The following is a 19,747-nucleotide window of genomic DNA, read 5'->3' as shown; positions in this document are numbered from 1 at the left end:
ACTCTAACAAACAAAGGTTTAATTTGTTTACCCTACACGATTTAACGATCAAAATCACCCGAAAGCCATTTTGGTAGAACAAACTCGGATGCCAGGTGGGCCCATTGGTAACTTTGCCAATCAGCTCTACTGATCCACAGCACTTCTTCCAGTTCTTCATAAGGCTCAAATGCATGTCGCTCTGCAAGTTTAATTAAATAGATATAGCCCACGACCACCGTATTTACCTCATTTACAGCCTGTGTACTGTGACTACCGATAAAGCTTATTTCCATGCTGCTCACATCATACCGAAGCTCTTCTTTAAGTTCACGAATTAAGGTCTGCTCACGGCTTTCTTCCGGCCCTACCTTCCCTCCAGGTAGTTGAAAATAGCTAGACCCTTTTTTACGAACCATTAGCAAATCTCCTTCCGGAGCAAGCATCACCGCCGAGCAAATAACAATTTTGTCCATATCATTTATTTCAGATCACAAAACTAACTTTTTATCCATCATCGAAGAAATATCTCCCCCGCATTCAAGACAGCTCTTTAAAATAAAATTTTACCGCAATAAATGCCTTATCATTGAAAATCTGTTACAGTTCACAAAACGAATAGTAAGGTTTAACAGCAAATCTATTTCCTTCAACTGCAATAAAATTGCAAATAATAAACTAATTATCTAAGTTTAAGGTATAAAACGATAATCTATACTTCCATATATGAATCGAAGATTAACCTGTTTAATACTAAGCATATTGTTTCTATTGCCGGGATGCCAGCAGGACAAGAAAAACACAGCAAAAACCAATCAGCAAACTGAGCAGCAAAAACCTACTCCACCTAAAGAGCAGGTTGAGCAGAAAAAAATATTTACCGCTGAGGATATTATCTTAAAAAAAGAGCTGCTTTACAACAAATACACCCTGGAAGACAGCTATCCTTACAAAGACACCACACGCAGTTTTCAATTGGAAAAGATCAAAGAACGCCTGGCCTTTATCGAAAATTTTCAACAGACACCATCGCTGTATGGGGTTCTACAGAATTATCAAAATGAAAAAGGCGAAGCCCCAACAATACAGGACTATAAACGGGACTCTTATAAACGCGTATCCGACAGTTTCAACGTTGAACGCTATCAAGCGGCACCACTCTACGATCTTAACAGCGCTAAAGCTGTTCGTTACGGTCGGGACGGCTGGCTCGTCCGCATACAAGGCCCCGACAGCATAGCTCGAATTCCGATTGACGGGATTTCATTCGAAGGAAAATATACGGTTCCCAAAAGGTATCTGCGTATTATTAGCGACACTGTGCAGTTCAAGATCATCAATGTCGTCGATGTAAAGAACCAAAATATCTGTACCTTGGAAAAAGTCGGAAACGAATGGCTTATCCGAAGCATGAACCCTGTGACGAGTGGTCGGCACAAACCTCCTCATGCCCAGGAAACACCAACAGGCCTCTTTGTTGTTCAGGAACACAAATCCAAGATGTTTTATTATGAAGACGGCACCAAAACTTACGCCGGATTCGCACCTTATGCCACTCGATTTACCGCTGGAGCCTATATACATGGAGTTCCAGTCAACAATCCCAATGGCAGCATTATCGAATATAGTGAGAGCCTAGGCACAACACCCAAGTCGCATATGTGCGTCAGAAATGCGTCATCTCACGCTCAATTTGTCTATAAACGGTCAAAAGACCTCGCTTCACTGGTCGTTGTTATTGATTAACAATATTTAACATTCTGTAAATCAAATATGTATTAACTTTAATAATTAATTTTGTAAACATCTACACAGAAAAGGGAGAAGAATGGGAAATACGTTTATGTTTCTTTTGATGGCACTCAATACAGCATTGTCCTCACAAGAAGAATTAAAAACAACAGATCAACAAACCACCAGCACTCATCGTATCAATGTCGAACGTCAACGCACCGAAGTTGACTCGTTGTATGATGAAATGAATCTAGGCAAAGTATTAAAATACGAAGCGTTTCGTCAAGCAATGGAAGGCAGAAAAGAACTTCCGATCCACAACAAGGACATCATGACCGTCATTGACTTTTCATTGGCATCAACGGAAAAAAGACTTGTGGTACTCGACCTTGCGCACAAAAAAGTACTTTTCAACACACTGGTTGCGCATGGAAAAAATAGCGGAGAAAACTATGCCGTCAATTTTTCAAATCAACAGGAGTCACTTAAAAGTTCTTTAGGGTTCTTCACAACAGAAAATACGTACAACGGCGAGAATGGCTACTCCTTGGTATTAAATGGTCTTGAAGAAGGTATAAATGACAATGCAAAAGCAAGATACGTTGTGATGCATGGCGCCGATTACTGTAGCACAGGTACAATAGCAAGTTTAGGCAGACTCGGTAAAAGCTACGGCTGCCCCGCGGTACCAAGGGAATTTGCAGGCCCTATCATTAATACCATCAAAGATGGAACGTTGTTGTTTATTTATGCCGACAACTCCGAATATCTCACAAAGACACACTTGATCCATCAACCCAATATATTGATGGCACAATTTCAAAAAAGACCGCCTGCATTTGATCACGAAGGCTAATAAATAAAAAAAGCCTGATGGAAATACTTCATCAGGCTTTTTTTATTTATAAATTGTCTTTCGATACACCGCTACCGGACCAACACGATCCTAAGATTTATGCTTTTTCTTAAACTTCAACATCCAATTGTAAATTGCATCATCATGGAACAATCGCTCCACACTTCCATGCGTCCCCCCTTTTATCACATTTAAGCTCACATTTGCATCCGGATCTTCTCTTTTAATCGCATTCATAATTTTTCTGGACTCCGAAATTGGCACTGCACGATCAGCGGTACCATGATGAAGCCATATCGGCACCTGCGTCAGGTTAGAAGCATACTGACTCGATCCGCCGCCACATATTGCTACTGCAGCAGCCACCCTTTCAGGATATTTACCAGCCACATCCATCGTGCCATAGCCCCCCATACTCATACCGCAAACGTAAATACGGTCGGGGTCAGCATTGTAATGTTCAATAACATAGTCAACAATTTCGATTACTTTGTCCGGATCCCATCCTCCCCGGGACTGTGGCGCAACAATTATCCCAGGTACCTCCTGCCCTTTGTTGATGGCATACAATACACCATAACGCTTTACACGATCTAAATTTGTCCCGGACAAACTTCTTCCATGTAAAAACACAAATACAGGTTGTTTTTCAGATTCCAATGAATCTGGTGTGGCATCTTTCAATAAAAAAGGATAAGCAGTTTCTCCTTTTATAGCATGTATTTCCTGCGCGTTTAAGCGCATCAACAGCATAAAGAAAAAACAGATATACAGGTAAACTTTTCGCATATTTCTTGTCTATGACTATCTAGCTTAATTTTGGAGCACTAAAAATACAATTAAATGACTCTTATGACACGCATTTAACATGTTTTAACATTTCAATTGCAACAACATTACACTTTAGCACAACGAAAAGACGACATCCCATATTGGCCCCAAACTGATCATTTGGAAGATTCCATCCAATTATAATTGCATTTCATGCCAAATTTATCTTAGTTTGTAACATTGCGCAAAATATCCAAGCTCTCACATGAAAATATTGCATACCGCCGATTGGCATTTAGGAAAACGATTGGACAGTTTCTCCCGGATAGATGAACAAGTACTGGTCATGAATGAAATCGTTGATATCGCAGACCGGGAAAACGTGGATCTCGTGATCATCGCAGGAGATCTGTTCGATGCCTTCAATCCCGGTGTGGAAGCCATCGAGCTATTCTACCGAACAATCAAGCGTCTTACCAAGAATGGCATACGTCCAGTACTAGCAATCGCGGGCAATCACGATTCACCCCATTTGATTGACGCGCCCGATCCTTTGGCACGAGCGTCGGGCATCATCCTAATTGGGCATCCGCATGCTGTGGTTACCCCTTTCACAACAGATGGTTTCACCGTGTTACAGTCAGATACGGGCTTCATTGAATTGAGCTTACCGCAATTTGACTATCCGATTCGTATTCTTCATACAGCCTATGCCAACGAAATACGCTTAAAACAATATCTAGGCGAAGAGAAAGAAAGTAAATTAAATGAGGTCTTAGCAGCAAATTGGCAAAAAATAGCCAATACCTATTGCGATGATAAAGGCGTAAATATATTGACGGCACATCTTTACATGAATAAATTGGGCAGCCCACTTTTAGAGGAGCCTGACGGCGAAAAACCGGTCAAAATTGGCAATGCAGACTTAATCTATTCAGAGGCCATCCCACCACAGATCCAATACACCGCATTAGGGCATCTCCACGGGTATAAAAATATCGGTTCTGCCGAAAAACCGGTAGTTTATGCATCTTCACCCCTATGTTATAGTTTTTCGGAGGCTGGGCAAGCTAAATACGTTGCGCTGGTCAATGTATCGGCCGGCGAGCAAGCAAGGGTTGAGCGCATTCCACTAACTCAGGGCAAACCGCTGATCCGAAAATCGTTCGACGATATTGAACAGTGCATATCCTGGTTGTCTGAAAACCCCGATGCTTTGGTGGAGCTCACACTGAAATCAGAAACCTTCTTAAAAGCCGAAGACCGCAAGCGAATCTATCAGAGCCATTCGGGAATAATCTATCTCATTCCGCTCGTTAAACAAGATGAGCAAGCGCTTCGGGACAACAAAGAAATCAATCTTACACAAGACATGTCGACCTTATTCAACGATTATTTCAAATCCAAGAATAGCAATCAGGCGCCCAATGACGACATCCTTGATCTTTTTCGCGAAATCCTAAACTCTTAATCCATGATTCCATTAAAGCTAACTCTAGAGGGGATATACTCTTATCAAGAACGTCAGACGATCGACTTTACCGCACTTTCTCAAGCTGGGCTTTTTGGTATCTTCGGTGCTGTAGGCTCCGGTAAATCATCGATATTGGAAGCGATTACCTACGCCTTATTTGGAGAAACGGAACGCCTGAATGCACGGGATAAACGCGCTTATAACATGATGAATCTCAAGTCCAATCGATCTTATATCGAGCTTGATTTTGTCAATTTTGAAGACCGTACATTTAGAATTACCCGCGAATTTAAACGCAATTCCAAAAATTTCGATGATGTAAAATCCCCCACGGTTGTACTCTACGAAAAAATAAATGAAGAATGGATTCCACAGGAAAGCAGCAATACACAGCATATCATTGGATTAAGCTATGAGAACTTTAAAAGAACAATCATCATTCCCCAAGGGCAGTTCAAAGAGTTTATAGAACTTGGCGCTAAGGAACGGACAGATATGATGAAAGAGATTTTTCAACTGCATCGATTTGACCTGCAGGATAAAGTTTCCAACCTCTATAAAAGAAATCAGTCCGAACTGGATCACCTCAACGGTCAATTAATAGGTTTTGACGAGGTTACAAGCGAACAGATAGAAACGACCGAAACAAATCTCCAACTGGCAGTCGAGTCCTTTGTCGCGATTGAATCGTCGTACAAGTCGCATCATGAAAAGTTCTTAAGGCTCAAAAAACTCAAAGAGGATGTCTTAGAGCTTCGTGCGGTGAAGGCACTCTTTCAGCAATTGCTAGAACAAAAAGGTGAAAAAGAGACCTTACGATTAAAGCTAAACCGCTTTGAGGAAGCGCAAACCAACTTTCTACATATTCTTAAATCCAAGGAAAAATTAGCACAAGAAGGCCTAATTGCACATAAAAGAGTAGAAACCGAAAAACAGAGGCAGGCCGAAATTCAGCAGCTGATGCAGGAGCATTCCTCAAATCTCAATCTGTTGAAATCACAATACGAACTGCTGCCGCAACGTCGTGTCCAGGAACTGGATCTTGAATTGATAAGCCAATTGATTACGTTTTCAAATGAAATTAAGAGTTTACAGGATCGGGCACAGAAGGGGCGCAATTTTGTGGAGGAAACAAGAGCGCAACAACGACATTTTAAAGCCAAAATCCAAGAGACAGAAATTCAGATCGCTAGTCTAAAGCAATCAAAGCCTTCTGCCCATGAACTCATGGAGCTGGGCCAGTGGTACACCAAACAGCAAGGCATCCAACAACAGGAAGACGATCTAAACAAGCAGGCCATTGATTTAGAAACAAGTATAGCTGTGCTGAAGCAGGAACTCCAGGCCATTCATCCGGACCTCGAAAAATTCCGATCAAATCACCTCCTTGTAGCCAGTGCCCTCGAGCAAAAACTTCAGTCTCTCCAAGATGAAAAATCACATCTTCTCCTGCAGCAAAGGTTGACCCAATATGCAGAAAACCTTAAAGCAGGATCCCCATGTCCACTATGTGGAGCATTGGAACATCCTGCTATCAACCAAGGACAGGATATTTCCCAGGAAGTTGCCGCCAATGAAAAATTGATTGTCGAGACAAATGAAAGTCTTAAGCATCAACAGGACCAACAATTCCAAGTCGAAAAACTCCAGCTGCGCTTGCAGTCATTAAATGATCAGCAACAAGATCTAAACACGAAAATTCAGCTGAATGCCAATAACAAAATTGTGCATGCTCAGCAATTTACATGGATCGGTTATAGCGCTACGGATGAATCCAGCTACACATCAAATAAGCAGGAACTTGCCCGGATCGAAACACAGATAACAACAGTGGAGCAACAGCTTGGTGAGCACCAGGCTACACTCGCTTCCGTTGAGGAAAAGCTGGAGAAATACAATAAAGCACTGCATCAGTTTGAACGTGATGAAGCAAGCAAACAGGCCCAGATTAATCAAAATATGGGGAACCTGAAAGCGCTGCGCTGGTCTGATTATGCGATGCGGGAATCCGAAGCAGTTGAAAAGGAATATACTACACTGAAAAGATCAAATCTGGAGATTGAGCGCGACTACATTACTTTAAGCGAACGATTAAATGAGTTAAACAGTCAATTTGCTGCACAAAACAGCTTGGTACAGACGATTGTTGAACAGCTTGCAGATATCCGTCGTGAAAGTCAAGAAACCGATGCTACAATCCAGCAGCTACTTGTAGCTTCACCCTTTGAAACTTTGGCAGAGATTCGGCAAATCCTTGCCGAGGATTTGTCTGTCATACAGATCCGACAAGAGCTTGAACAGTTTCAAATCCAGTTTGAAACTGTGAAGGCACAGATCAGTCAGTCGGAAAAGAAGCTCGTCGACCAGGTATATGACGAGAACGAATTTCTTGCACAAGAAAAAATCCTGGATGAGAGCGCCCAACAATTGAAAGCGAGCACTGAATCTGTTGCCCGACTTCAGCAGGAGCGCGATCAGCTAAAAATCGCCTATGCAAAAAAGGAAAATCTCCTGCAACAACAGGTAAAACTAAATTTACGCCATGACAATTTGAAGCAACTTTTTAATCTCTTTAAAGGTGCGGGCTTTGTACAATATGTTTCTTCGATTTACCTAAGGCAACTGTGTGATCATGCAAATATTCGGTTCCATCGCATGACCCGAAATCAGCTTAGCCTACAGCTGAACGACAACAATGAATTTGAAATTATAGATTATTTGAATGAGGGAAAAAGTCGCAGTGTAAAAACATTATCCGGTGGACAGGCATTTCAGGTATCCCTAAGTTTGGCTTTGGCTTTGGCCGAAAGTGTACAGTCAAATTCGCGTGCGGCCAAAAACTTCTTTTTTATCGATGAAGGTTTTGGAACACAAGATATCACTTCTGTTAATATTGTTTTCGAAACGCTATTGGATTTACATAAAGAAAACCGGATCGTCGGTATTATTTCACACGTTGAAGAACTCAAAGAACGTATTCCAGTGTCCCTTTCGATAGAAAAGGACGAAGAACAGGGTAGCCAAATTTTTATCAATTAATTCCGTTTTATTTTGTATATTAGTTATAGCGGTCCCGCTGAACAAGCCTGATCGCTATAACCAACAAAAACGAAAGATTATGGGCTTATTTTCAAACAACAAAAAAGGAAAAGGGTCTCATCCTTTTTTTCATAAAGCGACCAAAGCAGTAGTCAACACGACCTTTTCAGCTAAAGATTCCAGTCCATTAAGGACAACGCAATCCATGCTTTTTGTCAAACAATACGATATCCTAACGATCTTGAGGGAGGTTTTAATGCCGCAGAATCAAAACTAAATTCGCATAAAAAGGCAGATCTTTCCATCCAAAAGTGAACAATTGGTTTGGAGTCGCTGGATGCAAAATAGCGTCATTGCCATTTTCATGGAGCCACCTCATCCAAGCTGATCAGGGGGCAAAAAAAAGAAATTCAAAAAATCATTGAAATTATAAAAAAGGAAGTTTAATTTAACAAGATAAAACTTTTCTAAAAAAATATTGTCATACGATAAATAACAATCGATAGACAGTATATTTGTCAGCTATATGAAGTACAAACAAATCAACAATAATTCCATCAATCAAATCATGCTAATCGTCATCATTTTGGCGATATGTATATTGATCTTTACAAGCCTATTTTACTACCTACCCGGTTTTCTGGGAGCAGTTACCTTATATGTTCTTTTTAGAAAAATCAACTTTAAGTTGACTGAAGAAAAAAAATGGAATAAATCTTTCGCCAGCATTTTATTGATATTATTGACCATCATATTCTTGGTTGGACCACTCTATCTGTTAATCAACTACATGGTACCTCAGGTAACAGAAGTCATTAGCAACAAAGACGATCTGATGCACAAGTTTGACTCGATCAAAACCTACTTTAAAGACAGTCCTTATTTAAGCAATATTGATCTTTCAGATACTGCCTTAATGGGAGCGCTTCAAAAAGCAGCTAAATTCATACCCAATATTCTGAATTCCGTTGCAGAAGTGGGTGTCAATATATTGGTTGCTTTGTTTGTTTTGTATTTCATGTTGGTTAGCAGCAAAAAATTAGAACAAACCATCTATCAAGCGATCCCTTTCACCAAGGCCAGTAAAGCCGAATTGTGGAAAGAGTTTGACATGATGGTAAAATCCAATGCAATCGGTATCCCGATTTTGGCCATGTGCCAAGGTATTGTAGCCGGTCTTGGCTATTGGTTCTTTGGCTTGGAAAGCCCTATCTTTCTAGGGATACTCACCGCTGTTTCCACCATAATTCCTATTTTGGGAACGATGGTAGTCTATCTACCGGCAGCGCTTTTTCTACTTGCGAATGGGCAGTCCGGAAATGCAATAGGTCTTGCCTTATACGGGATCATTATCATCGGGAGTATTGATAATGTCCTTCGGTTTACCATATTGAAAAAGTTGGGCGATGTACATCCATTAATAACCGTGTTCGGTGTATTATTAGGATTAAATCTATTTGGTATGCTGGGATTGATCTTCGGTCCGCTCATTTTATCCTGCGTTAGCGTACTCCTGAAAGTCTACAGTATTGAATTTGGACGAAGTACGCCTGAAATCATTCAATCTACCTCATTGACAGACACAAAGTCTACTCATGACAGCCCTGACATTATAGAATAAGGGCACTTCAATAGGTTAAGTTGATTTGATCACAAATGCATCAATATCCAGTAAACTGTCATAAATGAGATTCAACGATTGATAATCCCTTTTTTTTCATAGTTTTGAATCATTAATACAATAGATTGTTCAATGCTTTCTACGCAGAATTTGACGATTTATTAAGCATAAATATTAAAACGATAAAATCACTAAAACTGATTTAAAAGCAAACGTATTCTATGAATAAAAAGATAATCTTAGGAGTGACTGTGGCATTGGCTGCCGGAATTCTTTCCTCATGTAACAACAACAAACCGAAAACAGATCATACTGCAAATACGACTCAGGAAGCCAGCGCTGAAAGCCATGACCATGCAGGTCACGATCATGCAGGCCACGACCATAGTCAAGCTGCACCAACGCAATCTTCCGACCCTGCAGCCATTCTCCCTAACTTCACATTTTATCAGCTTCGTTCGGGCATCCGTGTTACGCAGGAAAACGTTGCCAAAGACAAGAATACCGTTTTTATCCTATTTGATCCAGGATGTAGTCATTGTCAACATGAAGCTACGGAGCTAGAAAAGAATATTGATCGTATAAAAGACGTCAATATCTATTATATTTCCATGAATGACCCGGCATTAGTATTAGGTTTTTTTGACACATTCGCTCCTAAGCTATCCAAAGCATCTAATGTAGAGGTATTGATTGATAAAGACCAAACGTTTATACAAACAATCCATGTGCCTTCACAATTTCCGGCAAATTATGTGTATGGTGCGGATGGAAAGCTAAAAGCGCATTGGGAAGGTGAAAAAAATATTAACGAAGCAATAAGCCAATTTCATAAATAATCTGAAATGCTAAACATAGCAATCAATGGATTCGGACGTATCGGTAGAAATACACTACGTAATATCTTTTTAAGGGAGGCTTTCGATGAACTGAATGTCATCGCTATCAATGATCTGACAGACACCAAGACGTTGGCCCATCTATTTAAATATGATTCTGTACATGGTCCTTTTCCTGGTACTGTGACCCACGATGACAAACATATTATTGTCAATGATCTTTCCATCTTGGTCACCAATGAAAAAGATCCCGCGGCATTGCCTTGGAGGGAGCTTCAGATTGATGTCGTCATAGAATCTACGGGGTACTTTACCAGTCGTGACAAAGCGTCGTTGCACTTGGAAGCTGGTGCAAAAAAAGTGATTATTTCCGCACCGGCACAAGATAAAGACATTCCAACAGTGGTATTGGGCATTAATGATCGTGTCATTGATCTATCTGTTTCGATTTTATCCAATGCCTCCTGTACAACAAACAATGTTGCTCCCCTAGTTAAAATATTGGATGAAAATTGGGGCATCAAAGATGGCTATATTACCACGGTTCACTCCATGACTGGAGACCAGAATCTTCACGACGCACCACATAAAGATTTAAGGAGAGCGCGGGCAGCATCGTCGGCGATCATTCCAACAACTACTGGTGCTGCTAAGGCTATAACCAATGTCTTTCCACATTTGCAGCATAAATTAGGGGGCGCAGGCATACGTGTACCTGTACTCAATGGCTCATTGACGGACTTTACCTGTACACTTGAGAAAGAAACCACGGTAGAAGAAATTAATAAAGCGTTCAAAGCTGCAGCAGAAAACGACTTAAAAAATGTATTATTTTATACAGAAGACCCCATAGTTTCGGTAGATATCATCAATAACCCCTATTCATGTGTATTTGATGCCCAGTTAACCTCGGTAGTGGGTGGTCTGGTCAAGGTTGTGGGCTGGTATGATAATGAATTTGGTTATTCTAATCGTTTGGTTGACCTCCTGATCAAGATCGACAAGATTGTATAATCTAGCTGTACCTGCAGCATCTTACCATAGGTTCCGGTATAAAAAAAGCGTCCTTGCCAACTATAGTTGACAAGGACGCTTTTTTCTTCACGCCTAAATTTTACATTTCCCCTTCTACGCCCAATCCAAACAACGCAAAATCATATTTGACCGGATCCAACGGATCTAGTAGGCGTAGATTGGCCGTTAATTCCTGGGCTGTTTTCCAATTCACTTTATCCAATGTAATTAGACCAAATTTACGGGCAACACGCTCAACATGGACATCGCACGGACAGATTAGATCTTTTGGTAACAGACGGTGCCAAATCCCAAAGTCTACCCCTTTTGTGTCTTTTCTGACCATCCAGCGTAAAAACATATTGATCCGCTTGACGGTTGACTTCTGTGCTGGACTACTAATGTGTTTCCGTGTGCGAACAGGATAATCAGGCAACGAAAAGAAATAGGTTTTAAAGGCATTCAGTGCCATTTCTAAGTCAACCTCCTCCCTGTTCTCCTGTCCTACGAGAAAAGCATCTTCTAAAGATTCGAAATGCTGATAGTGATGCTTAAAAAAAGAAACAAAATAAAGAATATCGGTATCATTGAACGTGCGGTGTTTAAATCCCAGTAAGGTTTTTAAGTCCTGCTCTTGGTGATTTATGATATAATCGTATGGTGAACCATCCATTCGAGCCACCAGCTCGTTGCATTTATTGATAATCGTCTTTCTTTGCCCCCAAGCCATAATGGAAGCCAAGAATCCCATGATCTCAATGTCCTGCTTCGCTGAAAATTGATGCGGAATCGATATGGGATCATTTGGAATAAAACCAGGTTGATTATATTCATCAACTTTCTTATCCAAGAAATCTTTCAGATCAAAATCAACTGCCATGCTAATTCTTATCTTCCTGTCTGCAATATGCCTTTACAAATCTTTGCGATCAAGCCTGGACCTTCGTAGATAAAACCGGTATAAACTTGAATAAGACTGGCTCCAGCATCTAACTTCTCTATGGCATCTTTCGCCGAATGAATCCCCCCTACACCAATGATAGGAAATGCCTTGTTGGACTTTTCACTTAAGTAGCGAATAACTTCTGTTGAACGCTTGGTCAAAGGACGTCCACTTACCCCGCCCGCTTCATTAATAAGTTCCTGTTGACTCTTTAAGCCTTCTCTTGAAATTGTTGTATTCGTTGCGATGACACCTGCAATTTGTGTCTCCAATACGATCTCGACGATATCATCCAATTGACTATCCGTCAAATCAGGTGCTATTTTAAGCAGAATTGGCTTCGGAGCTGTTTTAGCGACATTAAGGCTTTGTAAAGTATTTAATAGATGTTTTAAAGGTTCCTTTTCCTGCAAATCGCGTAAGCCCGGTGTATTCGGGGAGCTCACATTGACCACAAAATAATCCACGTAGTCAAACAATGCATTGAAGCAATAAATGTAGTCATTGACAGCTTCTTCATTAGGTGTCACCTTATTCTTACCGATATTCCCCCCAATTAACAATCCTTTTCGATCCTTTAGATTTTTCAATCTTGTGGCGGCAACGTCTGCCCCTTGATTATTAAATCCCATTCTATTGATCAAAGCTTCATCGGAAACAAGTCGGAACATCCTGGGTTTATCGTTGCCCGGTTGCGGCTTGGGAGTTACCGTTCCTATTTCGATAAAACCAAATCCCAAATTAGTCATATCCGCAATATATTCCGCATTTTTATCAAAGCCAGCAGCAAGGCCCACAGGATTTTTAAATTTCAATCCAAAGACTTCGCGTTCCAAACGTGGATCTTCCACGGTAAAAAAAGCATTCAATAATTGTTTGGCGCCCCAAATTTTTGAGAAAACATTCAATCCACCGGTCACTTTATGGTGAGCCGTCTCCGGATTCATTGTAAAGAATATAGGTTTGACTAATTTATACATAATCGCAAAGTTACTCAAAGAAGAAGAAATATTCATTACTTTTGTACTTTTGCAGTTGAAATGATATCAATAAATAATTTAACATTTGAAATAGGATCTCGCGCTTTATATGACGAAGCAAACTGGCATATCAAACCAGGAGATAAAGTTGGCTTGATCGGTGCCAATGGTACAGGTAAATCGACTTTACTTCGCCTTATTGTCGGTCAATATACGCCCACATCAGGAACGATTTCCATGGCGAAGGACCTTAAGATTGGTTATTTAAACCAGGACTTATTGTCGTACCATTCTGACAAAAGCATTTTGCATGTTGCCATGGAAGCTTTTGAGCGCCAAAATCAATTACATGCCGAAATCGAGGACTTACTCCACAAACTAGAAACAGATTATTCGGATGACATCCTGAATAAACTAAGCGATAAACAAGTAGAATTTGAGGCCTTAGATGGTTATAACATCGAATTTAAGGCCCATGAAATCCTTGCTGGTCTAGGTTTTTCGGAAGAAGAACAAAAAAGACCATTGGCCACTTTCTCTGGAGGGTGGCGTATGCGGGTTATGCTTGCCCGTATCTTATTGCAAACTCCGGATATTCTGTTACTGGATGAGCCGACCAACCACATGGACTTACCTTCCATTAAATGGCTGGAGAACTATCTGCAAGCATTTGATGGGGCCATTGTGATTGTTTCCCACGATCGATATTTCCTTGACCGCATCATCAAGAAAACAGTAGAATCACGTAAAGGAAAATTAACACTTTATGCAGGTAATTACAGTTTTTATCTTGAAGAGAAGGAATTACGAAATGAATTGCAGGCCAATCAGTTTAAAAACCAGCAAGCCAAGATAAAACAGGAAGAACGTTTAATTGAGCGTTTCCGCGCTAAGGCTTCCAAAGCCAAAATGGCGCAGTCGCGGATCAAAGCGTTGGATCGCTTGGAGAGAATTGACGATGTTGACGATGACAACCCTACAGTAAACTTCAGCTTTAAATTTTCAAAACCTTCAGGTCGTCACGTTGTGACGTTGGAAAATATTTCCAAGTCCTACCCTAACCTGGAGATCTTAAAAAATACCTCAGCAATTATAGAAAAGGGTGATAAGATTGCACTAATTGGTGCCAATGGTAAAGGTAAATCTACCCTCTTACGTATCGTGGCTAACGCGGATCACGAGTTTGAAGGAAAGGCAGAACAGGGACACAACGTGTCGCAAACATTTTTTGCACAACATCAGCTGGAAGCCTTACACCTGGAAAATTCCATCCTTGCCGAGTTACAAACTTTTGCACCGAAGCATACAGAGACCGAATTGCGCTCCATTCTTGGATGTTTTCTATTTACCGGAGACGATGCTTTCAAAAAGATCAAAGTACTTTCCGGAGGGGAGAAATCACGTGTGGCTCTTGCAAAAGCATTAACCGCAGACGCTAACTTCTTAGCGCTCGATGAACCTACCAACCACTTGGATATGCAGTCTGTCAACATTCTAATCCAGGCTTTGCAGCAATACGAAGGTACATTTATCGTTGTATCCCACGACCGGTATTTCTTGGACAATGTGGCGAACAAAATCTGGTACATTGAAGACAAACAGATCAAGGAGTACCCAGGTACTTACCAGGAGTATGAAGAATGGGCTGCAAAACGCGTTGTGAAAGCGGAGGTAAAAACCGAGAAAAAAGTCAAGGAAGAACCCAAAGTAAAGAAGGAGAAACATCCACTTAGGGAAGATAAGACACGTTTGTTGAGCAAGAAAAATAAGGAGCTAACGTCTTTTGAACAAAAAATTGAGGAGCAGGAAATTTTAGTCAAAAACTTAGAATCGAAGCTTGCGGACGAAGCGGTTTATTCGGATGCGACTAAGTTACAGGAAACTACACGTTCTTACAACTCAGCAAAGGCATTATTGACACAATTCCAGGAGAGTTGGGAGCAGTTGGCGGAAGAAATCATGGATTTGGAAAATGATTAATTTTTTTGGCTTAAAATCAGCTTATTAAGCATTAGAGCGTGATTTTAAGTCAAAATTATTTGCAGGAATAGGATTAAAGCCCTACTTTTGCATCACTTCAAACAAGGAACGGTAGTTCAAAAATAGAGAAGTAAGATTCCGTAGCTCAGCTGGTAGAGCAATACACTTTTAATGTATGGGTCCTGGGTTCGAATCCCAGCGGGATCACTAAAGAAAAGCTAATCGCAAGATTAGCTTTTTTGTTTATATGAATTGTAAGTGACAAAGACTGGACGATTATGTTATCTATTCTCACTCAATGACTTTAACCTTTTAATTCCGTTCAAAATACCTCCTCTAATCATATTCCCATATCCGTCATCAGATAATTTGTCCGTGAACGAAAGTGCTGATTGATAATTTTTTTCTGCATTTTCAACATCGCCTAGATCCTCATAGCATTTGGCAATATTCAAGTAAAGCGACGGGAATGCCTCGCTGACATCGTTGTCCTTTATTTCTTGAGCCAAATGTAAGGCTGTCTCATCCCATTTCAATTTGTCTGCAACACTCTTCTGATGTCTTGCTATATAATGGGCTGCTATAAATCTTTCAAAGTCATTTATCGCTTCATTCCAAGCTTGAGTAAATAATTTGCTTGCTTCTTCCGGTTTACCCTCGATGTCCATACCTTGGGCACAAAGTTTAACGACGTGGTTATCTGGATCTAAATACATATTGATTATTTTTAAAAATGTAACTAATCAAATTTAAAACATTCCAACTTTAGACGCGTTGATGTATGTCAAAAAATCATTTCGATTTAAGCCTGCTCAACGTTTCTTGTGTAATATCAAGATAAGAGGCAAGTATTCTGTTTGAAAGTCGTTGGATATAGATTGGTTCTTCACTCATGAGTTTGTCATAGCGCTGTTTAGCCGAAAGTGTTATACGATTCTCTATCTTCTGATTCTGGCATAAATAAGTACTTTCCAAAAATAGCCGGTAATATTTTTCCCACAGCGGGATATCTGACAATAACTGATAAAAATCTTTATGGTTTATTGCATACAGTTCTGAATTTTCGAGAGTTTCGACAAATTCAGTTGACTTTTTTTGCGATATAAAGCTAGAGATTGAGGTAATAATAGCATTTTCGAATGCGATATGTCTCGTTTTTTCCTGCCCTCGCGCAGTTACAAAGTATGTTCTAATACTACCGCGATGAACAAAATATAAATCTTTACAAGTCTCTCCCTCTGACAGCAACAGGGTATTCTTTTTTACATGCTGTAGTCTGAAGCATCTGCTTATCTGGTCTATGTGCTCATCGGCAATACGCGTATTGTTTTTAAGATAATATTGTATTTTTCCCATCAAACGAACTGTTGCTATGTTATCTATATCCGATTAAGACTCAAAGTTAGAAAAACTAGGATATGATGAATAAAATTGCGATGTAAAATCTTCATTTGATCATCGTTATTTAGCATATCGGATATTTAATTAGCTTTTCTTGTTTAACAAGATTACCTTAGATATTGACAACGTAGTTCATAAAATAGATTAAAAAAATGAGAATTGCTCTATTTGGCACGCACAAAGTAGGTAAAACCACCTTAGCAGAAGAGCTTCTAGAAAAGCTTCCCGGGTATACACTGGAAGTAGAACCTTACTATCAGCTGGAATCATCGGGGCATGAATTCCTTGAAGAACCCACTGCCGAAGATTTCGTTGAACAATTTAACTACTCTGCCCAGCTAATTTCACAAAGCGGAGACAATGTAATATTCGATAGATGTGTACTCGACATCTTAGCTTATCTGTATATTCTTGATCCAAAGAAAAATATTCAGTTCCTTTTTGAAAAGACCTTTGCTATATTGGCCGAAATTGATCTTTTGGTGTTTGTCCCCATTGAAGAACCCGATTTGATACCTTGCCACAAGTCGGATCTACCCAAACTTAGATCTAAAGTTAATGATTTACTCCGCGATTGGATTGACGACTTTGGTATACAAGCTATTGAAGTAAACGGCCCATTATCGAGTCGTAATAACCAGATACTTGCAAAAATTAAATCCTGAGATGTTAGATTTTTATATTATTGATGATAAACAAGTAAAACCAGATTTCCCTGAAAAGGCAGGATTGGTTTTCGCTGGACAACTTGACGAAAAAACTTTCAGCAGTCTTCAGCGAAAAGGCATAATCGCCACACGATTTGACTATTATACGGATTTCAGGCTGGATACTGCTCTGATTAAACAAATTGAGCAAATTATACTAAACAAGGGACTCCAAATGGATACTGACATAAAGAGCTTCATCCAAATCCTTGACATCGCAAGTAACAAACAAAGTGGTTTAATTGCCTATAGTGATTAAACATATCTTTTGCATGAAGCGCGGTCCCTCCTTCGCTAAAACGGATCGTTTGAGCTCCCTATAAAGTTCATAAACTCAATTTTGGGCTCAACAGCAAGGTTTTTATCTCTTTGTTTCTGTACATCACAAAAAATGAGACTAACCATCGGGATTTTGATACGATTTGATCAAATTTAAACCTGTTGTTTCATTATTTTCAGCCATTCATTCAATAACATTTATAAACAGTTAGCAAGTCCATAGACATCTTCGAAATACAATCAGAAGCCATGAACAATAAAAACCTTACTACAAAGCCACACTATCCCATTTTAGACGGACTACGAGGCGTCGCTGCGATTATCGTTGTAACCTTTCATCTCACGGAGCCATTGGGAACAGGACATCTCGATATCTTGGTCAACCATGGCTATTTGGCCGTTGACTTTTTCTTTCTTTTATCTGGATTTGTAATCGGCTATGCCTATGATGATCGCTGGCATAAAATGTCTATTGGCACCTTTTTTAAACGCCGTATTGAACGCCTTCAGCCGATGGTTATATTAGGTATGACTCTTGGCGCAATAGGCTTTTATTTTACAGATTCTACAATCTGGCCACTTATTCACACCGTTCCGCTCTGGAAAATGCTTTTGGTCATGCTCATTGGTTATACGATTCTTCCCGTTCCCCTCTCTTTGGATATTCGAGGCTGGCAGGAAATGCATCCGCTCAATAGTGTCGGCTGGTCATTGTTTTTTGAATATATTGCCAATATGCTATATGCCATCGGTATTCGCAAACTATCCAAAACAGCGTTAAGCATTTTGGTCTTTATTGCGGCTGTGGCACTCGCCCATTTGGCGATCACAAGCCCTACTGGAGATGTTAGCGGTGGCTGGACATTAAATGCTGAACAAGTCCGGATAGGAATCACCCGCACCATGTACCCTTTTTTTGCGGGACTCCTGCTATCCAGAATAACGAGCCCGAGCCGTATCCGACATGCTTTTTTATACTGTAGTATTTTAATCGCCATTGTATTGTATATGCCTCGTATAGGTGGAGCAGAACAGCTCTGGATGAACGGGATATATGAGTCGGTATGTATTATCATTGTATTCCCCCTGATCGTTTACCTGGGGACAAGCAGCAGATCAAGCAGCAGATTAGAAAACAAGCTTTGTAAATTTCTGGGTGACATCTCGTACCCGCTATACCTCGTACACTACCCTTTCGTCTATTTTTATGTTGCCTGGATCAGCAACAATAAGGATATGACGCTTATAAAAGCTTTGCCTTATGCCCTATTGATTTTGGTAGGAAGTATTACAATGGCCTATGTAAGCTTGAAATGGTATGACGAACCTGTCCGCAAATGGCTCAGAAAGAAACTGGGTTAATGTATAAAAAATTTGCCGGCATAAGGGGGCAACCGCTAAAAATAGTGCTATTCAATACACCTGTTTAACGTTCCAGTATTCTTCGAATAGCTTGTTGTTCATGCCGTAACAACAAATTAAGTTCGTCGGGACTAACAGTCGACTTTGCAGCAATAAACAATACATTTGGGTAGTCAATGAGTTTTTCTTGCAATAATTTCGCTCGCTTCATGTGAAAATCTGAGGTAATCACGATGAAGAGATCTGGAGAGATCTTTTTGATGATCTCTTTTGATAGCATAAAATCTTCGTAAGTATTTGTGGATAGTACACATGGAAGTAAATCTTTCTCTGCGACACCTCTTTCCATAAGATAAGCTTGAGCATAAGCGCCATGCGGCTTTTCTGTCCGATTGAAATGTTCACCCATGCCGCCGGTACACAAAATTGTAGTCCCTTCATTATGACAATAGAAATTATAGGCACATTCATTTCGATCTAATGCCATAACGCTGAGATTCCCCTGCTCATCATTGGGTGCGCCCAACAATAATATCAGGTTTTTAATTTTTTCCATACGATTTAAATATTCATACAATCAAATGTAATAAGACCTGGATGAAAATCAAGTAAGAAGTCGGTTAAATTTTACCCAGCCATTATTAACTCTCAATCATTTCATGCTCAAATAAATTAAAATGTTACAAAACATTTTTCAAAGTTGATTAATCAATCGATTGACTAAACTAATTGTGATAAAAGTTTATTTTTTTACACACCAATAAAAGA

Annotated in this window: 19 protein-coding genes and 1 tRNA gene; 13 read left to right on the top strand and 7 right to left on the bottom strand. The window is 40.0% G+C overall.

Annotated features, from left to right (window positions below):
* Window positions 1-41: 41 nt before the first annotated feature.
* Window positions 42-455 (bottom strand): NUDIX domain-containing protein, encoded by a 414-nt coding sequence (locus ACHWSC_RS19125; protein ID WP_286848123.1) that lies wholly within the window; start codon window positions 453-455, stop codon window positions 42-44.
* A 250-nt stretch (window positions 456-705) separates the two neighbouring features.
* Here ACHWSC_RS19125 and ACHWSC_RS19120 point away from each other — a divergent pair, with 250 nt between their 5' ends.
* Together ACHWSC_RS19120 and ACHWSC_RS19115 are read left to right on the top strand one after the other, a co-directional pair.
* The gene (locus ACHWSC_RS19120) at window positions 706-1,725 is read left to right on the top strand and encodes a L,D-transpeptidase (RefSeq protein ID WP_394677820.1); all 1,020 of its coding nucleotides are present in this window, start codon (window positions 706-708) and stop codon (window positions 1,723-1,725) included.
* Window positions 1,726-1,807: 82 nt separating this feature from the next.
* Complete coding sequence (locus ACHWSC_RS19115) at window positions 1,808-2,569, top strand: murein L,D-transpeptidase catalytic domain family protein (protein WP_236582837.1); 762 nt, start codon at window positions 1,808-1,810, stop codon at window positions 2,567-2,569.
* A 90-nt stretch (window positions 2,570-2,659) separates the two neighbouring features.
* On the opposite strand, the gene ACHWSC_RS19110 is transcribed toward ACHWSC_RS19115, so the two are convergent.
* On the bottom strand, window positions 2,660-3,358 hold the full coding sequence (locus ACHWSC_RS19110; RefSeq protein WP_394677819.1) for a prolyl oligopeptidase family serine peptidase: 699 nt from the start codon (window positions 3,356-3,358) through the stop codon (window positions 2,660-2,662).
* Window positions 3,359-3,605: 247 nt separating this feature from the next.
* Here ACHWSC_RS19110 and ACHWSC_RS19105 point away from each other — a divergent pair, with 247 nt between their 5' ends.
* The 6 genes from ACHWSC_RS19105 to gap all read left to right on the top strand — a co-directional run bounded on the left by ACHWSC_RS19105 (window position 3,606) and on the right by gap (window position 11,327).
* Window positions 3,606-4,811 (top strand): exonuclease SbcCD subunit D, encoded by a 1,206-nt coding sequence (locus ACHWSC_RS19105; protein WP_394677818.1) that lies wholly within the window; start codon window positions 3,606-3,608, stop codon window positions 4,809-4,811.
* A 3-nt stretch (window positions 4,812-4,814) separates the two neighbouring features.
* On the top strand, window positions 4,815-7,853 hold the full coding sequence (locus tag ACHWSC_RS19100) for an SbcC/MukB-like Walker B domain-containing protein (RefSeq protein WP_394677817.1): 3,039 nt from the start codon (window positions 4,815-4,817) through the stop codon (window positions 7,851-7,853).
* 79 nt (window positions 7,854-7,932) lie between these two features.
* A complete protein-coding gene (locus ACHWSC_RS19095; protein ID WP_088161708.1) occupies window positions 7,933-8,130 on the top strand; it encodes a hypothetical protein in 198 nt (65 codons plus the stop codon).
* A 249-nt stretch (window positions 8,131-8,379) separates the two neighbouring features.
* A complete protein-coding gene (locus ACHWSC_RS19090) occupies window positions 8,380-9,474 on the top strand; it encodes an AI-2E family transporter (protein ID WP_075992785.1) in 1,095 nt (364 codons plus the stop codon).
* A 221-nt stretch (window positions 9,475-9,695) separates the two neighbouring features.
* Complete coding sequence (locus ACHWSC_RS19085) at window positions 9,696-10,313, top strand: redoxin domain-containing protein (protein WP_075992786.1); 618 nt, start codon at window positions 9,696-9,698, stop codon at window positions 10,311-10,313.
* A gap of 6 nt (window positions 10,314-10,319) precedes the next feature.
* On the top strand, window positions 10,320-11,327 hold the full coding sequence (gene gap, locus ACHWSC_RS19080; protein WP_394677816.1) for a type I glyceraldehyde-3-phosphate dehydrogenase: 1,008 nt from the start codon (window positions 10,320-10,322) through the stop codon (window positions 11,325-11,327).
* A 100-nt stretch (window positions 11,328-11,427) separates the two neighbouring features.
* Here gap and ACHWSC_RS19075 read toward each other — a convergent pair whose 3' ends face one another.
* Together ACHWSC_RS19075 and ACHWSC_RS19070 are read right to left on the bottom strand one after the other, a co-directional pair.
* On the bottom strand, window positions 11,428-12,207 hold the full coding sequence (locus tag ACHWSC_RS19075; protein ID WP_394677815.1) for a TIGR02757 family protein: 780 nt from the start codon (window positions 12,205-12,207) through the stop codon (window positions 11,428-11,430).
* 8 nt (window positions 12,208-12,215) lie between these two features.
* The gene (locus ACHWSC_RS19070; RefSeq protein WP_088163570.1) at window positions 12,216-13,250 is read right to left on the bottom strand and encodes a quinone-dependent dihydroorotate dehydrogenase; all 1,035 of its coding nucleotides are present in this window, start codon (window positions 13,248-13,250) and stop codon (window positions 12,216-12,218) included.
* Between the two features lie 60 nt (window positions 13,251-13,310).
* On the opposite strand from ACHWSC_RS19070, the gene ACHWSC_RS19065 reads away from it, so the two are divergent.
* Together ACHWSC_RS19065 and ACHWSC_RS19060 are read left to right on the top strand one after the other, a co-directional pair.
* Complete coding sequence (locus ACHWSC_RS19065) at window positions 13,311-15,230, top strand: ABC-F family ATP-binding cassette domain-containing protein (RefSeq protein ID WP_394677814.1); 1,920 nt, start codon at window positions 13,311-13,313, stop codon at window positions 15,228-15,230.
* Between the two features lie 134 nt (window positions 15,231-15,364).
* Window positions 15,365-15,437: transfer RNA gene (locus ACHWSC_RS19060), tRNA-Lys, on the top strand.
* A 74-nt stretch (window positions 15,438-15,511) separates the two neighbouring features.
* Here the strand turns inward: ACHWSC_RS19060 and ACHWSC_RS19055 are convergent.
* Together ACHWSC_RS19055 and ACHWSC_RS19050 are read right to left on the bottom strand one after the other, a co-directional pair.
* Window positions 15,512-15,946 carry a hypothetical protein gene (locus ACHWSC_RS19055; RefSeq protein ID WP_394677813.1) on the bottom strand — a complete coding sequence of 145 codons (435 nt, stop codon included), beginning with the start codon at window positions 15,944-15,946 and terminating at the stop codon, window positions 15,512-15,514.
* A 76-nt stretch (window positions 15,947-16,022) separates the two neighbouring features.
* Window positions 16,023-16,586: a Crp/Fnr family transcriptional regulator gene (locus ACHWSC_RS19050; RefSeq protein ID WP_394677812.1), complete on the bottom strand. Its 564-nt coding sequence runs from the start codon at window positions 16,584-16,586 to the stop codon at window positions 16,023-16,025.
* Between the two features lie 197 nt (window positions 16,587-16,783).
* On the opposite strand from ACHWSC_RS19050, the gene ACHWSC_RS19045 reads away from it, so the two are divergent.
* The 3 genes from ACHWSC_RS19045 to ACHWSC_RS19035 all read left to right on the top strand — a co-directional run bounded on the left by ACHWSC_RS19045 (window position 16,784) and on the right by ACHWSC_RS19035 (window position 18,979).
* On the top strand, window positions 16,784-17,296 hold the full coding sequence (locus ACHWSC_RS19045) for an AAA family ATPase (protein WP_120334172.1): 513 nt from the start codon (window positions 16,784-16,786) through the stop codon (window positions 17,294-17,296).
* 1 nt (window position 17,297) lies between these two features.
* Window positions 17,298-17,597 (top strand): hypothetical protein, encoded by a 300-nt coding sequence (locus ACHWSC_RS19040; RefSeq protein WP_394677811.1) that lies wholly within the window; start codon window positions 17,298-17,300, stop codon window positions 17,595-17,597.
* A gap of 269 nt (window positions 17,598-17,866) precedes the next feature.
* Window positions 17,867-18,979: an acyltransferase family protein gene (locus tag ACHWSC_RS19035; protein ID WP_394677810.1), complete on the top strand. Its 1,113-nt coding sequence runs from the start codon at window positions 17,867-17,869 to the stop codon at window positions 18,977-18,979.
* A gap of 64 nt (window positions 18,980-19,043) precedes the next feature.
* Here ACHWSC_RS19035 and ACHWSC_RS19030 read toward each other — a convergent pair whose 3' ends face one another.
* Entirely contained in the window at window positions 19,044-19,535 is a 492-nt protein-coding gene (locus ACHWSC_RS19030) for a YdcF family protein (protein ID WP_394677809.1), read from the bottom strand.
* Window positions 19,536-19,747: the final 212 nt, after the last annotated feature.

Origin of the sequence: uncultured Sphingobacterium sp., assembly GCF_964277905.1 — a bacterium.
Classification (GTDB): Bacteria; Bacteroidota; Bacteroidia; order Sphingobacteriales; family Sphingobacteriaceae; genus Sphingobacterium; species Sphingobacterium siyangense.
This window is presented reverse-complemented; position numbering and strand designations above follow the sequence as displayed.

Bases quoted from the DNA above. Each gene is read 5' to 3' on its own strand.
- ACHWSC_RS19045 (WP_120334172.1), top strand. From the start codon at position 16,784: ATGAGAATTGCTCTATTTGGCACGCACAAAGTAGGTAAAACCACCTTA.
- ACHWSC_RS19070 (WP_088163570.1), bottom strand. From the start codon at position 13,250: ATGTATAAATTAGTCAAACCTATATTCTTTACAATGAATCCGGAGACG.
- ACHWSC_RS19110 (WP_394677819.1), bottom strand. From the start codon at position 3,358: ATGCGAAAAGTTTACCTGTATATCTGTTTTTTCTTTATGCTGTTGATG.
- ACHWSC_RS19115 (WP_236582837.1), top strand. From the start codon at position 1,808: ATGGGAAATACGTTTATGTTTCTTTTGATGGCACTCAATACAGCATTG.
- ACHWSC_RS19100 (WP_394677817.1), top strand. From the start codon at position 4,815: ATGATTCCATTAAAGCTAACTCTAGAGGGGATATACTCTTATCAAGAA.
- ACHWSC_RS19050 (WP_394677812.1), bottom strand. From the start codon at position 16,586: ATGGGAAAAATACAATATTATCTTAAAAACAATACGCGTATTGCCGAT.
- ACHWSC_RS19030 (WP_394677809.1), bottom strand. From the start codon at position 19,535: ATGGAAAAAATTAAAAACCTGATATTATTGTTGGGCGCACCCAATGAT.
- gap (WP_394677816.1), top strand. From the start codon at position 10,320: ATGCTAAACATAGCAATCAATGGATTCGGACGTATCGGTAGAAATACA.
- ACHWSC_RS19120 (WP_394677820.1), top strand. From the start codon at position 706: ATGAATCGAAGATTAACCTGTTTAATACTAAGCATATTGTTTCTATTG.
- ACHWSC_RS19040 (WP_394677811.1), top strand. From the start codon at position 17,298: ATGTTAGATTTTTATATTATTGATGATAAACAAGTAAAACCAGATTTC.
- ACHWSC_RS19090 (WP_075992785.1), top strand. From the start codon at position 8,380: ATGAAGTACAAACAAATCAACAATAATTCCATCAATCAAATCATGCTA.
- ACHWSC_RS19065 (WP_394677814.1), top strand. From the start codon at position 13,311: ATGATATCAATAAATAATTTAACATTTGAAATAGGATCTCGCGCTTTA.
- ACHWSC_RS19085 (WP_075992786.1), top strand. From the start codon at position 9,696: ATGAATAAAAAGATAATCTTAGGAGTGACTGTGGCATTGGCTGCCGGA.
- ACHWSC_RS19125 (WP_286848123.1), bottom strand. From the start codon at position 455: ATGGACAAAATTGTTATTTGCTCGGCGGTGATGCTTGCTCCGGAAGGA.
- ACHWSC_RS19095 (WP_088161708.1), top strand. From the start codon at position 7,933: ATGGGCTTATTTTCAAACAACAAAAAAGGAAAAGGGTCTCATCCTTTT.
- ACHWSC_RS19055 (WP_394677813.1), bottom strand. From the start codon at position 15,946: ATGTATTTAGATCCAGATAACCACGTCGTTAAACTTTGTGCCCAAGGT.
- ACHWSC_RS19075 (WP_394677815.1), bottom strand. From the start codon at position 12,207: ATGGCAGTTGATTTTGATCTGAAAGATTTCTTGGATAAGAAAGTTGAT.
- ACHWSC_RS19105 (WP_394677818.1), top strand. From the start codon at position 3,606: ATGAAAATATTGCATACCGCCGATTGGCATTTAGGAAAACGATTGGAC.
- ACHWSC_RS19035 (WP_394677810.1), top strand. From the start codon at position 17,867: ATGAACAATAAAAACCTTACTACAAAGCCACACTATCCCATTTTAGAC.